Genomic DNA, 15517 nt, shown 5'->3' on the forward strand with positions numbered 1-15517 from the left:
AATAACTACACTTGGTGGCACAACATGGGCTTTGGTGCTCAGAATGTCCAGGCGACTGTTGGTGGCGATGGCAAGCTTCACGTTTTAGGTGTAGGGAAAGATGCTTCTACCTGGATGTGGAATGAGTCAGATAATAACTACACTTGGTGGCACAACATGGGCTTTGGTGCTCAGAATGTTCAAGCAACTGTTGGTGGTGATGGCAAGCTTCACGTTTTAGGTGTAGGGAAAGATGCTTCTACCTGGATGTGGAATGAGTCAGATAATAACTACACTTGGTGGCATAACATGGGCTTTGGTGCTAGGCAAACGACAGTTACAAACGATAGCGGACAAACTACCAGCTCCAAATTAGATGATTTCATAGCTAGATTCAATGGAGTAAAGGAGATCCAACGACTGGACATGACCGGACAATATACAGGAGAATGTGTTTCTCTAGTTGCTCGTTACCTGGAAGAGGAGTATGGAAAGACGGGATATCTAGCTCTTGGGAATGGAGGAAATGTCGCGGAGAATGTAGCGAGATTATTTGGAGACTACTTCAAGCCTGCTAATGATACAGATGATCCTGTGCGTGGCTCAATTATCTCCTTCCCTGGAATAGGTATAGCAAATGGGCAAGTCGTCGGGCATGTTGCCATTGTTACAGCCGTGCAAAAAACTAATGGACAATTACAAGTCAAGATCCTTGACTCCAATGGCCCAGATGGGCACATTGTGAAAGAGGAAAGTTACTGGATAACCATTACAAATGGCAATGGGACTGCTTCACGCTACGGCACAGGAATCTACTGGACTAACCCGAAGGACAGCTTATCGACCGTGCAACAAACAGTGCAAGGTTCATCTGCTGATTTCAGTAAAGCTCTCAGCTTTACTCTTAAATGGGAAGGAGGATATGCAAATAATCCTAGCGATCATGGTGGCCCGACCAACAAAGGTATTACACAGAATACCTACACCTCTTATCGGTCTAGTCAAGGGCTAGGATTTAAAGATGTAGTTTCTATCTCTGATGGAGAAGTATCTGAGATTTACCGTCAAAATTATTGGCTTGCAACAGGCTGTGACAAATTATCGGGAAAACTTGCAATGTGTCATTTTGATGCATCTGTAAATCATGGTGGTGGGACATCCCAAAACTTTTTGTCCATTGCACAACAGGGAGGAGGTAGCGATATTGATCAGGCAAGGCGTTACTGTAACGAAAGAGAAAAATACTACTACAAAATAGCAATAGGTGATCAGACCCAATTTCTTAACGGTTGGCTCAATCGGTTAAATAGCTTACGAAGTGATCTTGGTCTGTAAGCTTTTTTGATGGTTGCGATCGCCCTTTTCCCCCGAAGGCGCGATCGCTTTTTCGTAGAGCGATCGCTCCACAGTAAGCGCATCTAAATTTTGTGCCTGAAAGTACAGAATATTGTTAAGTAGCATCTGTGACAGATTGAAGTAATTGCAGTCAGAGACTTTGCCCCATGCCCCATGCCCAATGCCCAATGCCCCATTAAGGAATGTTGCTTTGTTTCTCATAAATGAGACGTGCATGATTGCCATAACTTATTTTCATGCAAGGGTTAACAAATCATGCTCTATGTATAAGCCTTTCCTAGAATTTTTAGAAAAAGAGTTATTTGAACGGTTTGATTTACAAAGTAGGGCTATTCCCCCTGGTTTGGAATTCAAGGTTAGCGATCGCGGCAGAAACCCAGCAACTATCCGCAGTTGGTGTTACCAATGTCAAGAATTGCGGAAAATTCGCTATACCTACATTGATGCCGGGGAAAGTGCCCAAATTTTTAACAGCGTAGTTTATCCCAGTTCTAACTACGATTTACCTCTATTAGGGATTGATTTTTTATCCTTTGGTAAAGTCAAAAACCTGATTGTGCTTGATTTTCAGCCTTTATTTCAGGACGAAAATTATCAAAATAAATATATCGTTCCGCTAAAATCTCTCCATGATAAATACCCGGATTTGGCGCAAAACTTAGAAATGAAGTTTTACGATGCCAACCAGTATTTTTCTAAGTACCTATTGTTTGCCAAAACCGATCCTGAAACAGTAGCAACGCGAGTCTTTGAAGCTTTTCAAGACTATTTAAATTTGTATTGGCAAATGCTAGCAGATGCCCAACCGCTTGAAGATCCAGAAGATATCCAGCGGATTGTTAAAGCCCAAAAAGACTATGACCAATATAGTGCAGACCGCGATCCTGCATCTGGTTTGTTTAGCAGCTACTTTGGCCATGAATGGGCAGAGCGCTTTCTCCATGAATTCTTATTTGAAGATGCTGTTCCTTTAGCAGTTAGTGGCAGCAAAAGATGACCATCGTTGGGCATTGGGCATTGGTTATTAATTCTTCTCCCTCATCTTCCTCATCTTCCCCTACTCCCTCATCTCCCCCATTCCCCACTCCCCTTTTCTAGCTAGAGTTGAATTTTGAATTGGAGCGAAGCAACCTTGACACTGTATCAACCGTTTCTCGATTATGCGATCGCCTACATGCGATCGCGCTTGGATTTACAACCCTATCCTATCCCGGCTGGGTTTGAATCCAAGAGTGCTATTGTGGGCAAGGGAAAGAACCAGGAAGAGGTTGTCACCACTAGTTATGCTTTTCAAACTACAAAATTACGGCAGATTCGTGCAGCTCATGTACAAGGTGGCAATTCGCTGCAAGTACTGAATTTTGTGATTTTCCCCCACCTTAACTACGATTTACCCTTTTTTGGGGCGGATCTGGTGACATTACCAGGCGGACATCTCATTGCTTTGGATATGCAGCCCTTATTTCGTGATGATTCAGCATATCAGGCAAAGTATACTGAACCGATTCTACCTGTTTTCCACGCTCATCAACAGCATCTATCTTGGGGAGGAGATTTTCCAGAAGAAGCACAGCCCTTCTTCTCTCCTGCTTTTTTATGGACTCGTCCTCAAGAAACAGCTGTAGTAGAAACCCAGGTATTTGCCGCTTTCAAAGACTATTTGAAAGCTTATCTAGATTTTGTGGAGCAGGCAAAAGCTGTAACAGATTCTCAAAATTTAGTAGCCATTGAGCAAGCCCAACTGCGATACCTGCGGTATAGGGCTGAAAAAGACCCAGCACGAGGGATGTTTAAACGCTTCTATGGTGCCGAATGGACTGAAGAATATATCCACGGCTTTTTATTTGACCTAGAGAGGAAATTAACAGCCAACAATTATTTAAATCTCGCATGACTCAAAGTCATAGAAGGCTTTCGGAAACGCAGATATAGCTGGATAGCTCATTAAGCCGCAATGGATACCGTAGAAGCGATCAGATAACTAATTACACTGTACCCGCAGGTTACAGTGTAGTATTTCTGGGAAATTCTTAAGCTTTAACCTTAGCTTTTGACCAAACGCCGTTTTCATCTTCATCATATTGCTGATGAACAGTCTCCCAAGCAGCTTGTTCGGCCGTAAACTCGTCACTTTTCTCATTGAGTACAGCATTGTAGCGCTCAATGAATGTACTTTGAGCTTCATCAGAAAGATGAGCGCGAACCTCAGGAGACAAGTCTTGTGGGCTATTGCACTGTCCAGAACAAGAACGAGCCAGAGTTTTCTCAATTGTGTGAATTTCTTCACCACCAGCACTTTCGAGCAGCAATTGAAATTCGCCAGAGCGATCGCTCGGAACTTCTGCCATCACGAAAAATTCGCCAGCTTGTAAGCGGGTTTGGTAAATAGCCGCTTTATCTTCTGGCATCCCCAAAGTAGTTAGAACCGATACTAGACCGGCACCTGCACTACCTGCGATCGCACCACTAGCAGCCCCCAACAGCACTGCACCAATAGGCCCTGCTGCCACAATTGGGCCGACAAAGGGAATAAACAATACGCCTACACCCGTAAGCAAGCTGAGAAAGGAACCAAACAAGGAACCAAAAACGGCTCCTGTTCTCAAACCTCCCAGAATCACATCTTTTTTACTAATAAAGCCAGCAATTCTCGTTTCCGACTGGAAATTTCTGCCCATCACCGAAATATGATCTCTAGGCACACCTCTGTCTAGTAAACGTCGAATAACATCATCAATTTGCTTCTGATCTTTGAATACAGCAGAAATAGTACGTTCTGCTTTATATACTTCTGGCATATAAATACTCCTTGTATTATGTTGTTTTTGCAATGAATTATATTGAATGGGCAGATTAATTTTTTTATCGAACAGAATTCAGGAGTCAGAAGTCAGAATGGGCTAAACGCCCCGCTATCCATGTACAGAATGAATTTTGACCGAAAAGGCGGATAGCGCAGCTAAGCCTTTGTCTTCTCCCTTGGCGTTAGCCTCTCCCAATGTGATTCGGGGAGACGCTAAGAGCGAACGAGCGTCAAGATTGCTGACTCCTGAATTCTGACTTCTTCTTCAAACTAGTTAAGGGAAAAATAAATCCTCCCTCAACTAATTTCCAAGTCAGCCATCCTCAACTCAAACGTTAAGAGCTATACACCTACAGGAGTCTTAGCCTTTGCTCCTGGCTTTTTACCATCTGGATCTAATGCTTCCCCCTCGATAAATGAACGCAGCATCCAAGCGATCTCCTCATGCTGTTCCAGCAGTCCAGTTAAAAAATCAGCAGTTCCTTGATCGTGAAACTTTTCACCGGACTGATCCACATGATCTCTCAAGTTACGAATAACCTGCTCATGATCATCCACTAGATTAGCTACCATCCCCGTTGCTGTGGGAACATTGCCAGCATGTTCCTTGAGAGTCGCAAGCTTAAGAAATCCCTCTAATGTGCCAATTGGATAACCGCCCAAAGCACGAACCCGCTCTGCCAGGGCATCAATATTTAGAGTCAGTTTTTGGTAGTGTTCTTCCCAAAGCTGGTGCAAAGAGCGGAACTGAGGGCCAACGACATCCCAGTGGTACTTTTTGGTTTTCACCAACAATAAATAGGCATCTGCCAAATCTTGATTTAACAGATTAATTACACCTTGACGCTGTTCTTCGGTCAAACCAATGTTTATCGCACGCATTATTTTCCATCCCTAAGCAAACTTATTTATTAACTTCCCAAATTTTCTATATAATCCACATCAACCAAAGGAAACATTATGAGTTGAAATTAATTATCACATTTCATAGTTGTACTATGCCTTAATAGGTAGTACTATTTAAATGCGCTAGTGTAGTATAAAACTCATAAAAACAACATTTCTGGTATTAGATATATCTTGTTAATTGAACTCGGTAACGATCTTTTTTTGTAACAGCGATCTCCCCAACTTCTAAACGCCCTTTAGAGCGAATGGCGATTAAGTCGCCTGATTTAACTTGAGAACTAGCTTGAGTAACTTCCTTCCAATTGACGCGGACATCACCAGCATCAATGAAATCAACCATTTTGCTGCGGGACATACCAAAACCAGCAGATGCGATCGCATCTAATCGCAAAGAAGCCTCCACAGTAGTTAATTCTTTTTTCTTGGGTTCCCGAACCCTTAATTCAGTGATCTCAATCCGCTGAGTTTTCACAGGAACCGATCGCACCTGTTTCAGACTCATTTCCAAAAATTCCACCAACTCTGGTGCAACAATCGCCTGGGCCCCTCGTTCTCCTAAAACAATCACATCTCCCGTCTTTTCACGAACAATTCCTGTCCCCAACATTGCGCCTAAAAAGTCGCGGTGAGAGGCGGTATCAAACAGGAAATTACCAGCAATTTCCACAGCCACAAGGCTGACTTGAGATTGATCTAAGGGAAGTTCCGAACGAGCGATCGCTATTCTTTGGCGTTCAGCTTGCGGATATCCACCCCACGCCACCAATTGTACTTCTGTTAATCGGTTAAACACCCGTTGAATTTCCACCAATTCTGGAGGAGATAGAAAATCTGTCAAAACCACTTCCCAAGTTTTGATTGCAAGTTCAGCTTGGTCGATTACACGAGCTACACTATCTCGATTTTCAACACCTTTTAAAAGTTCTTCTCGTGGCAACATTCTTAAAAATTATGAGTTATGAATTGAGAATTAATCTGCTATAACTATCTTGATTCTAACTTTCTCAAGCAATTATTGACGCGGCATTTTATCTAGTCTAAAAATCTCTCATGCTTTTCTGGAGATAGTTCCAGTACCCAGAGTTTTAATTCCTATTGACCATTGATGAATAATACGTACAATTATACGTAGGGACTAATAATTGTGTTAAATCGGCGTTGACTAAAAACGCATAATCTATGTCTATCGCTACCTTCGGTAATATCTACTCAGATGAGCATGGGAATATGAGGTGACAAAAGGGGACAGAGTGTTTTACGTTCCTGATGAAGAACAGTTAAAGAAGTCGGAAGTCGGAAGTAAAGTTTTGGAAGGGGGATTTGACCCCGACCCAAAACTTACTGGTTATAGAACCGGGGGACTTAAACCCACAGTACTCGGTTAAAAATTGTTGTCTACTACGCAGGAAAACACCCAAATTCTTCACCCACCCCGTAATTCGTGCTAATAAGGAAGAGTGGGCTACAAATAAATGTGTAAATTATGATTTGTTCAATACACAGTAGTATTTGTGTCAGCATAACCTTGGATATTTTCTGGATCAAACTGACGTAATATTCGCGTTGCTTGTCGAGTCAGAATTTCAGAACCTTGAACGGCAACTAAATATTTACCTGCATCTAAGCGGTTGCGATAAGGTAAAGCATCACCACCACCTACTAGTAAACCAACTCCACCACCGACAAACACACCACCCATAGCACCACTAGCAGCACCCAGCAGTCCGCCAACGATGTGATTGCCAACTTCACCCGCCCAGGCAAAAGTATTTAAACCAGTGATGAGGCTGAAGGTAAAACCTGCAAAAAAGCCAAATGGGATCAGCCAGGTTGCCATCAGTTTTGCTTGCTTTTTAGCTTGGTCTTTGGGGTCAATTAAGCCGAACTCATCAGCCGTTTTATACCCCCTCCCCAAAATAGTACTGTTTATGCCTTCTTTTTCTAAGGCTAAGTAGGCAGCTTCGGCTTGAATCCGGTCAGGTAATACGGCAACAAGGTAATTCATTGATTTTACAATTTGTCTAATAGAAGTTTTGCCTTAATTACAGCGTATCAGTCCTGGTCGAATCAATCTTGCATTGGGTAGGAGTTTAGAGTTAGGAGTTAGGAGTTTAGAGTTAGGAGTTAGGAGTTTAGAGTTAGGAGAGGCTTTTATTCATTACTCCCCTTCCCTGCAAGGGAAGGGGCTGGGGGTTAGGTCTGTATTGAACTCAACTGCAAACCGCGACGCCGAATAGCCCGCCGCAGGCATCGCACAAGTTAGCACAAGTTAAATATACATGGCCTGATCACTTGAGCAAATCTAGTGGTTCACAAAAATTGTTCACGCCTTGCTTGAGGACATATATTAAAACTGGTGCTGCCAAAATCTTCGGAAACGTCGGCGTTGTTTTTAAATGTTCCATCATCTTTTGAAGAGAAGTATTAACCAAATCTTCTCGATATTCTTGTTCGCAAATGACGACACGCCATTTTCTAGCTAAAGCATCTAACCACTCGGAATTTGCTCTTTCTGGTTGTTGTCCTGCGCGGATAGCTAGCGTCATCGCTGCATCTTCTAAATCTCCATCACAGTCTTCAATCAAATCCAGCGCTTCCATATCGCTGGGATCATCTGCCAATTGAGAGCGAAACTGTGCAATCTCTTGAGATGTTACTTTAGTCATGAGTCTTTGACAAGACGAGCGAACACTCAGTTATGTTAGTCCAATTTTGACCCAAAAACTAGACGCAGAAGCAATGGCTTTAGCCACCTTCAGTATTCTTTTCCTTTTTCTTCCTTAGACATAGGAGTGGAAATTAATTATGCATTACCCAAAATCCTTGTAGAGAGGTAGCACTACTACCTCTCTATATCTTTTCCACTGCTATACAAAACTTGACTTAACATATTTAAACTCCCGGTTCGCCCATTTTAAATTGAGTTAGAAAAAAGCTGAACGATTTAGTAGGGGTTCTAATATACAATACAAATGTACTATAATCCCAACTTTGCGCGTAGTTTACCGCCGTAGGCATCGCATAAAAATAGAGTTTTTAGAACAGGGTGGTAGTTCAAGGTAAATTTAGGGAAATGGCTAAAACCATTACTACACCTAGATTTTCTGTTTTTCGGCAATTTCTCGAACTCCAAAAAAAATGAGCGAACCGGGAGTCATACATCTAGTATTGCCTTTTATTCATCTTCATCGTCATCGTCGGATTCATCTTCATCGTCGTCCTCGGATTCATCTTCATCGTCATCGTCGGATTCATCTTCATCGTCATCCTCAGACTCATCGTCATCGTCGGATTCATCTTCATCATCATCCTCAGACTCATCTTCATCGTCGTCCTCGTCCTGTGCAAACCCTAGTTCACTAACAGCCAAAGAGAGAGCCATATCAAAGAAGGAGCCTTCATCGCACCAGACATCCTGACTTAAGTCAAGGTCGGTTACACTTTTAATAGTCCAACAATCACCGTTTAACTCAGAATTAATAATGTAATCGTAGGGAATGTAACAGTAGCCTTTGTCTCCCCAGTTTGACCCCCAAGAGTTACGAACCAAAAACATGCGGTCTTGATCAGAATATCCTACGCACAGCATTGCGTGTCCGCCACAAAGTTTCTCGGTGTTTAAATTTGGTATTGGTACTCTTCCAGTATCTTTAGCTTGCTCAAAGGAACTGAACAGTTGCAAACCAAAAGCAAAGGGATAACCTTCCGCTAAACAGTGGCGCATTGCGTACAAATCCAAGTCAATTCGTTCAGCGTCATCGATCAAGAAGCTTTCTGCTTCCTCATAAGCTTGTTTGTGGGGTTTTTCAAACACCCTATTTTGACTATAAGGCCAAGTTTTCTCCATACAAGCACCGTATTTTCGCAGTACCTTAATACAGGTGCGTAAATAAGTTCCTTCGTCCTGCTCAACGGTTCCATCAGACAGTCTGGCATTGTAATAAATAAACAAACGACTTACATACTCTGCCGAGCCAAATTGACGTATCGCCAGATACTCGTAAGCTCCCGCCATCGCGTTCGCTGTACAACTGTTCAATTCTCCTTGCTGTTCCACTTTTGTCATGTGAGGACGTAAATCGACCATTGGCGGTAACTGTTGTGCTTGATAACGTCCAACACCATATTTTTTATCTCTTGGATCAATAGGATCTGGTCGATAACCGCCGACTTTTAACTGTTTGCCTCTAGAATCATGGAAGAACGAGACTGTACGAAGCACATCGGAAATTGACATATAATAATCTCCCTTAGAACCACACAAGGTAGAAGCGCTGTGTTGACTCAGACACTTTCCGGGGGCGACACTTTACCTGAAGATAAGCTGCTTTTATACAACTAGCGCTAAAACCTGTTCCAATATAGCTTTTATTACCAAAGAAGCCTGATTGTTCAGTATTAACACTGAATAATCAGGCTTCTTGGAGCTTTTTATAAGAAATACTACTGGACTGTGTGATGCCCTGATATAAGGTGCAAATTGTATTAAAAAATACAACAGCAGTCAAAAGTATTGACGGTTGAGTTTCGGTTAACTAACGTAACGCTCTGAGGGTAACAGACCGTTGTAACTGAGCTAGAGCCTTATTGTAATTCAAAATTGCCGAGACTCGATTACCTTCAGCTGTTGTGAGGTCGTTTTCAGAGTTAATGACATCAGTTTGAGTGCCTACACCAGCTTGGAATCGCAAACGCGCTAAACGTAGAGCTTCTCTAGCCTCTTCTAAACCAGTATTAGAGGTTTGAACGTTGGTCAAACTAGATTGCAGGGTAGAATAGGCTTGTTCTACCTGAAAGCGAATTTGGTTGCGCTGTTCAGCAAATTGAGTTTCGGCGATCGCAATATTAGACCTTGCCTGAGCTGCCTTTGCTTTTGCGGCTCCCCCATCATACAAACTTAGGCTTGCCCTTACTCCTAGTGAATAGCCATCAGTCACGTTGATATTATCATTGAACTGATCTAGTAGGCTGTAGCTGGCTACCAAACTAATTTGAGGGCCTAGTGCTGAAAGTGCTTGCCGTCGCTGTTGTTCGCTAATGTTACGTTGCGCCAATTGCTGTTGCAGCTCCGAACGGTTTTGAAAAGCCAGCACAATAGTTTGCTCTAGCGACTGGTTCCAAAGACCAGCTAATTGTACAGGGTCAGCTGCGCTGATATTCACTGACTGCGACAAACTTATGCGAGTAGCTAGCTGACGACGGGCAATTTGCTGCTGGGAGATAGCATTAATCAGGTTTTGTTGGGAATTTGCTAAGTTTACCTGCGATCGCAACACATCAAAACGCGTACCAACCCCAGCCCGCTCTAAAGCTTGTGCATCACGCAAACTAGCTTCGGAGTTTAGCACAGCTGACTGGGAAATACGTACTTGTTCATCTGCTTGTTGCAGATTGTAGTAGTCAGTGGCGACATTTAAACGGATTGTCTCAAACTGAGTTTCTACAGCCAATTGATCGGAGCGCTCCTGTTCTTCAGCCTGTCTGATGGTAGCTTGCCGACTCCCAGAAGTATAAAGGTTATATGTCAGTTGTGCAGATCCGTTGAAAGCTGTCGCAGGTATGCCTGCGTTAGGAGAGAGTAAACCTTCTTGTTGGTATAATTCGTCCTCAAGCTGACCAGAAGCAGACTGACTGCGAGTGATATCACCACTAATACCTAGAGTGGGAAGCAAAGCAGCTTGTGCCTCCCGTACAGCAGCGCGACTGCGCTCTAGCTGTAATATCGATACCTGTAGATCGTGATTGTTACGCCGTGCTAGCTCTAGAGCCTGTGCCAAAGTAATTGCCTGATTTCCCTCAAGTTTCACTTCCTCTGACTTGGTGGGAAATTGCAGGGGATTGGCATTGGGACTGAGGTTCTCTGGAACTTGCACAGAACCTACCGGCGCAGGAGTTACATTTCCTGGGACAGTCTGAGGTTGCACTGAACCTGCCGACGCAGGAGTTACGTTTCCTGGTAAAATCTGAGGTTGAACCGAACCTGCTGGAGTCTGAGTATTACTCTGAGCTAAAAGTTCCCTAGCCGGATTTTGTTGTAAGCAAGTGCTTGAGACTAGTAGCAAAGAAGCCGAAGAATCACTTTTGTTTTTCCCCAACTCCTGTGGACACTTCTGCGCTGACAACAGTTTTGCTGTTCCTGCACCCGTAGCTGAAGCTTGTAAAAATGTTTGTAACTGAGTAACAGTACTTATCTTTTGAACCACTGACTGCTGTGCAGAAGACAGGGACAAAATTTCTTTTTGGACAGAAGGGGATTTTGAAGTGTAGTTAGGAACTACTATCTTCTTTAATTTCTGCCCATTCGGGTCTAAATTACTCTGCTTTTGGTCGCTTTGAGCAAACTGGCTGACATCTGGCTGTTGAGAAGGATTAGAGGTAGGTATCAAACTTAAAAACCTAGCTTCATCTTTCTTCATTGGCAAAACAGTATTGTCAGCCGTAAATACTGGAATACTGTTATTACTTAAAGGCTTCACACTAAGTTTTGTAAAACCAAAAGCAGGTACTAGGGTTGGATCACTAACATTTGCACTGTTAGGTAGTTGCGTATTCATGGTGTCTGCTATCAAGTCTTGACCATAAATAGAAGTCAAAACACTAGGAGAAGACGCTCTCTGTATCCCTGTTACTTTCACAGTACCAGCCCAAGCAGCCTGAGTTGTTAAGACTGCTGCTGTCACACCAGGTAAGAAGCTATAAAATAATTGCTGTCCTTTCACCGCATCCCCTCACACAAAAATCAATACTAGCGGCAGAAAACCTTTCTTCACCAGAGAATATAGCACGATACTAAACTTCAGAAAGAACATACTACGATACTAAATTTAGGGTTCGGAACTCTGTTTGTCTTCAAAACGTCTAACAATGCGAGAAAGTTCCGCCTTTTCATCGATACTAACGCGAGTAGGAGCACCGCTGATAATCCGTTCGTAGTTTCGGAAAGAATCTTTGATATCGGGCCCGTCAGCAGTAATATTATACTCACGAATTCCCTTATCGTGCCAAGAACCTCTCATTTTAAATACGTTAATTGCCCGCGACATTTCGCCGCGAATTTCTACGTACTGTAACATTATAATTGTATCGGTAATCGTGGAAATATGAGAGTCGGTAATGGAATGCGCTCCCAGAAATTGGTCGGTTGTGTTAGTAAAGAAACCAGTAATTTCTTCTTGTTTAGCATAACCCGTCACCCCAATTACAAACTGCCTAAATGCATTATTGCTCACTCCTCTAGCTAGTGCTGAAAGGGAATCGATAGCGATGCGAGCAGGTTTGAAGATCGCAATTTCTGATTTAATAATTTGTAAATGGTCTTCTAAACCAGTTGATTCGGGATAGGTACAGATGATTTTGAGTAAACCTTGATCTTCTAATTCTTCAAAATCAATTCCCCAAGAGGAAGCGTTACGAGATAGTTGGGCCCGTGATTCTTCATAAGCAAATAATATCGCCTGTTCTCCATTGAGGCAGCCATCTTGAATAAACTTACTGACTAACAAGGTTTTGCCCGTACCTGTGGCCCCTGTTGCCAAAATGATGGAATCTTTAAAGAAACCACCACCACACATTTCATCTAAGGTTTTGACACCAGAAGATACTCTGACATTAGAAGATCGTTGAGTTAAGCGCATTGCTCCCAGTGGGAAGATGTTAACTCCTTCATTAGTAATTGTGAAGGGATATTCGCCTTTCATGTGAGTTGTGCCGCGCAACTTGAGAATTTCAATTGTGCGACGGCGGCGTTCTCCTTCTAAAACGTTGCGAACAATTACTACATTATCAGAAACAAATTCTTCTACTCCGAAAGAGGCAACGGGGCCATATTCTTCACCACGTTCAGTAGTAATTACAGTGGTAACACTCAATAGCTTGAGACGGGCTACGAGGCGAAAAATCTCGCGTCGCACTACTCCCATTGCTTCATACTGCTGAAATACTGCTGTTATTGAGTCGATGGAAACTCGTTTAGCTTTGTATTTACGAATCGCATATTGCAAGCGCTCAATGAGTGCAGAAAGGTCAAAATTTCCCACTATATCTTGACCTTCTGGATCGGGAGAAGCATCAAGAATAAATAACTTGCCTTCTTCAATTAGGCGCGGCAAGTTCCAGCCAAAAATATTGGCATTTTTAATAATATCACTAGGCGATTCCTCAAAGGTAACAAATACTCCGGCTTCATCAAAGTAGGTGATACCGTTATAGAGAAACTGAAGAGAGAATAAAGTTTTGCCTGTGCCGGAAGTGCCGCTGATCAAGGTAGTTCTACCAGTTGGTAAACCACCATGACTAATATCGTCAAATCCTTCGATCATCGTCCGAATTTTTTCTAAACCCCCAATTTTCGGTGGTTGCTTTGGTTCTAATTGCTCGTTTTCACTCATTGCTTGATAATAAATTTGTATGAAAACCTGTTTTTTTTATGACTAAAGTTTGTACTAATTTTTTTATGATTAAAATTTTACTCTTCAATATCTTCTTCACTCAGTTCTTCATAGAGCAAATCTAATCCAATCAATACTCTTTCTCTATCTGAAAGATCCCCGATAATTTTGCGAACGGGTGGAGGTAAAATTTTAGATAATGTTGGCGTTGCTAATATCTTGTCTTCTTCCGCCAGTTGCGGGCTTTTTAGTACATCGATCACTTTCAAGGCATAAACACCTTCAAATTCCTGTTCTAAAATATCTTTGAGTGTTTTTAAAGCTCTGACTGAATTAGGAGTGTTCCCTGCTACGTAAAGCTTAAGAACGTAGGTTTTTCTGAGTTTCTTCATATACTTAATGGCTAGTCATGAGCATAAAAATACAAGACCTTTCGCACATCGAGACAAGTTTAACATTGATGAATTTAATTTATTTAGAAATCGAACTGCGATAGACTTCGCACAGGTGAGCAAGAATATCGATTAAGGTTAGACGGTAATCCAGTAACGTTTCATTGCTCCTGCCTTCTAATTTTAGCTGGTTAGAAAAGTCTTCAATTACCTCCATGTGAATTTCAATTATTTGCGGCACAGGAATATTAGCATAAAATATAGTATTGATAAATTTATCAATTTTATCTTTGAGTGTTTTATCTGTGCTAAAATAGTCGATAAGAATCAGGCTATAATCTAATTTAAGCTGTCTTAATAATCCTTGCCTTTCTGCTAGAGTCATCTCCTGGAAATGCTGTTGGCTTTTTTGCATCTGACTGGCAAACACATAGACGTACTTGCCAGTGTATGCCTTACTTGGATCTTGTTGCAGCCAATTTGGGAAATAGTTGATGTTTCCAGTGGCAGTTGCACCAACGGGTAGGTAGGAAAACTGGGCAATAATCGCGTCGAGCAAGTTCCACACCCTCGCGAGCAAATTTTTTTGGTTGGCTAAGTCAGCTAAATTAGCTAAACATTTGTTAACATCAGGTTGCAGAATCAATATCGGTAATAACATCTATTCTTAAATATATTTCTTTGATCGCCCTGACCAAGAAACGTGGGCTGATAAGCTTGGCTAACGCTTCTAGGGTAATACTGGCTGTACAGTAAACTGGTGATTCCACCCCAAAATAACGCTCTGTGTTAGCAGATAGTGCTAGCCAATCAACAACCTAGTAGTCCACCAGACCAACTTTGATGGATGAATAAGTTCGCAGTCAGGACTTTAGTCCTTGATTTGAGCGCTAAAGCACTCACTACAAACCAAGCATTGTTACCTTGGCAGACTACTAGTGTGGCAACTGAGTAGTAAGACTTAGTAGGTCTTTGAGATGAGCTATCTGTCGGTATAGCAAAACACAGTGGCTAATTTATGATTCGCATATCTATGTACTTGACACTCTTAGGTCTGTTCGCCCTTGGCGTCTCCCCTTGGGAGAAGACACTGAGATTCTTGGCTCAACGACGGACTTTAAAACCCAATATCCTTGCGGCAGTACTTAAACTTTTTGACCGTACCACAGCACCAATCAACAAGCCTAATTTATTGAATCCCAGAGAGTCTATCTCCTCAAGCGTACTAGGATATTTAAACCTAGAGTTCGAGCGTGCCCTGCCCTACTTTTTGATCAAAAATATTTGCTTTCTCTGTATTTGGGTACTTTGTTATTACCCTAACTGTTTTAAGAGTTTTTGTTGGCTCTTTGTCCCGAAATTCTTAGCTGAAAGTGTGTCTTAATTGTTTCACAATGCTAAAGGAGTTACACCTTGACAAGATGATTATATCACGAGTGAGTTTTCCTAAAGTCCCACGATTCGCTTAGATATCAGCCTTAAAGGGACTGAGTTTTAGGCTTACTGAGTGTTTCCATAAGATAGATTTTTTGATTTTGCTCCTTGATTAAGATACTTAAACGAACCTAAAGGATTGTCCCATTCTAAATCATTATAATTCCTCAAGGTTCTAAAGCGAATCTTTGGGGCCATAATTGTTTTAGCTGTCGCTATCGATGAGGAGTTTAAATACCAGTAAGACACTGGGGAGG

The 15517-nt window shown here is 42.2% G+C and carries 15 protein-coding genes; 4 read left to right on the forward strand and 11 right to left on the reverse strand.

Going from position 1 to position 15517, the window contains the following annotated elements:
* Positions 1 to 1314: glycosyl hydrolase 108 family protein (locus V7K67_RS26360; protein WP_335169044.1), on the forward strand; the 1314-nt coding region annotated here is incomplete at its 5' end.
* Here the strand turns inward: V7K67_RS26360 and V7K67_RS26365 are convergent.
* Complete coding sequence (locus V7K67_RS26365) at positions 1291 to 1536, reverse strand: hypothetical protein (protein ID WP_335169046.1); 246 nt, start codon at positions 1534 to 1536, stop codon at positions 1291 to 1293. The genes V7K67_RS26360 and V7K67_RS26365 overlap by 24 nt on opposite strands.
* Before the next feature lie 61 nt (positions 1537 to 1597).
* On the opposite strand from V7K67_RS26365, the gene V7K67_RS26370 reads away from it, so the two are divergent.
* Together V7K67_RS26370 and V7K67_RS26375 are read left to right on the forward strand one after the other, a co-directional pair.
* Complete coding sequence (locus tag V7K67_RS26370; protein WP_335169048.1) at positions 1598 to 2332, forward strand: 15,16-dihydrobiliverdin:ferredoxin oxidoreductase; 735 nt, start codon at positions 1598 to 1600, stop codon at positions 2330 to 2332.
* Positions 2333 to 2467: 135 nt separating this feature from the next.
* Entirely contained in the window at positions 2468 to 3229 is a 762-nt protein-coding gene (locus V7K67_RS26375) for a phycoerythrobilin:ferredoxin oxidoreductase (protein WP_334731174.1), read from the forward strand.
* A gap of 136 nt (positions 3230 to 3365) precedes the next feature.
* On the opposite strand, the gene V7K67_RS26380 is transcribed toward V7K67_RS26375, so the two are convergent.
* The 3 genes from V7K67_RS26380 to V7K67_RS26390 all read right to left on the reverse strand — a co-directional run bounded on the left by V7K67_RS26380 (position 3366) and on the right by V7K67_RS26390 (position 5987).
* Positions 3366 to 4133, reverse strand: a complete 768-nt coding sequence (locus V7K67_RS26380; RefSeq protein WP_334709936.1) for a ChaB family protein — start codon at positions 4131 to 4133, stop codon at positions 3366 to 3368.
* Between the two features lie 347 nt (positions 4134 to 4480).
* A complete protein-coding gene (locus V7K67_RS26385) occupies positions 4481 to 5020 on the reverse strand; it encodes a Dps family protein (protein WP_334709935.1) in 540 nt (179 codons plus the stop codon).
* A 187-nt stretch (positions 5021 to 5207) separates the two neighbouring features.
* On the reverse strand, positions 5208 to 5987 hold the full coding sequence (locus V7K67_RS26390) for a photosystem II S4 domain protein (RefSeq protein ID WP_335169050.1): 780 nt from the start codon (positions 5985 to 5987) through the stop codon (positions 5208 to 5210).
* Positions 5988 to 6279: 292 nt separating this feature from the next.
* On the opposite strand from V7K67_RS26390, the gene V7K67_RS26395 reads away from it, so the two are divergent.
* Entirely contained in the window at positions 6280 to 6432 is a 153-nt protein-coding gene (locus tag V7K67_RS26395) for a hypothetical protein (RefSeq protein ID WP_334731167.1), read from the forward strand.
* Between the two features lie 107 nt (positions 6433 to 6539).
* Here V7K67_RS26395 and V7K67_RS26400 read toward each other — a convergent pair whose 3' ends face one another.
* The 7 genes from V7K67_RS26400 to V7K67_RS26430 all read right to left on the reverse strand — a co-directional run bounded on the left by V7K67_RS26400 (position 6540) and on the right by V7K67_RS26430 (position 14487).
* Positions 6540 to 7052 (reverse strand): hypothetical protein, encoded by a 513-nt coding sequence (locus tag V7K67_RS26400; RefSeq protein ID WP_334709931.1) that lies wholly within the window; start codon positions 7050 to 7052, stop codon positions 6540 to 6542.
* Between the two features lie 283 nt (positions 7053 to 7335).
* Positions 7336 to 7713 (reverse strand): hypothetical protein, encoded by a 378-nt coding sequence (locus V7K67_RS26405; RefSeq protein ID WP_334731166.1) that lies wholly within the window; start codon positions 7711 to 7713, stop codon positions 7336 to 7338.
* A gap of 509 nt (positions 7714 to 8222) precedes the next feature.
* Complete coding sequence (locus tag V7K67_RS26410) at positions 8223 to 9284, reverse strand: C1 family peptidase (RefSeq protein ID WP_335169053.1); 1062 nt, start codon at positions 9282 to 9284, stop codon at positions 8223 to 8225.
* A 298-nt stretch (positions 9285 to 9582) separates the two neighbouring features.
* Complete coding sequence (locus V7K67_RS26415) at positions 9583 to 11766, reverse strand: TolC family protein (RefSeq protein WP_334731164.1); 2184 nt, start codon at positions 11764 to 11766, stop codon at positions 9583 to 9585.
* 105 nt (positions 11767 to 11871) lie between these two features.
* Positions 11872 to 13434, reverse strand: a complete 1563-nt coding sequence (gene kaiC, locus V7K67_RS26420; protein WP_334731163.1) for a circadian clock protein KaiC — start codon at positions 13432 to 13434, stop codon at positions 11872 to 11874.
* Positions 13435 to 13511: 77 nt separating this feature from the next.
* Positions 13512 to 13826, reverse strand: a complete 315-nt coding sequence (kaiB, locus tag V7K67_RS26425) for a circadian clock protein KaiB (RefSeq protein WP_179066879.1) — start codon at positions 13824 to 13826, stop codon at positions 13512 to 13514.
* Between the two features lie 79 nt (positions 13827 to 13905).
* Positions 13906 to 14487, reverse strand: coding sequence for a KaiA family protein (locus V7K67_RS26430; RefSeq protein ID WP_334706734.1), 582 nt, complete (start codon positions 14485 to 14487; stop codon positions 13906 to 13908).
* Positions 14488 to 15517 lie beyond the last annotated feature (1030 nt).

Source organism: Nostoc sp. (assembly GCF_036917155.1).
GTDB lineage: Bacteria > Cyanobacteriota > Cyanobacteriia > Cyanobacteriales > Nostocaceae > Nostoc.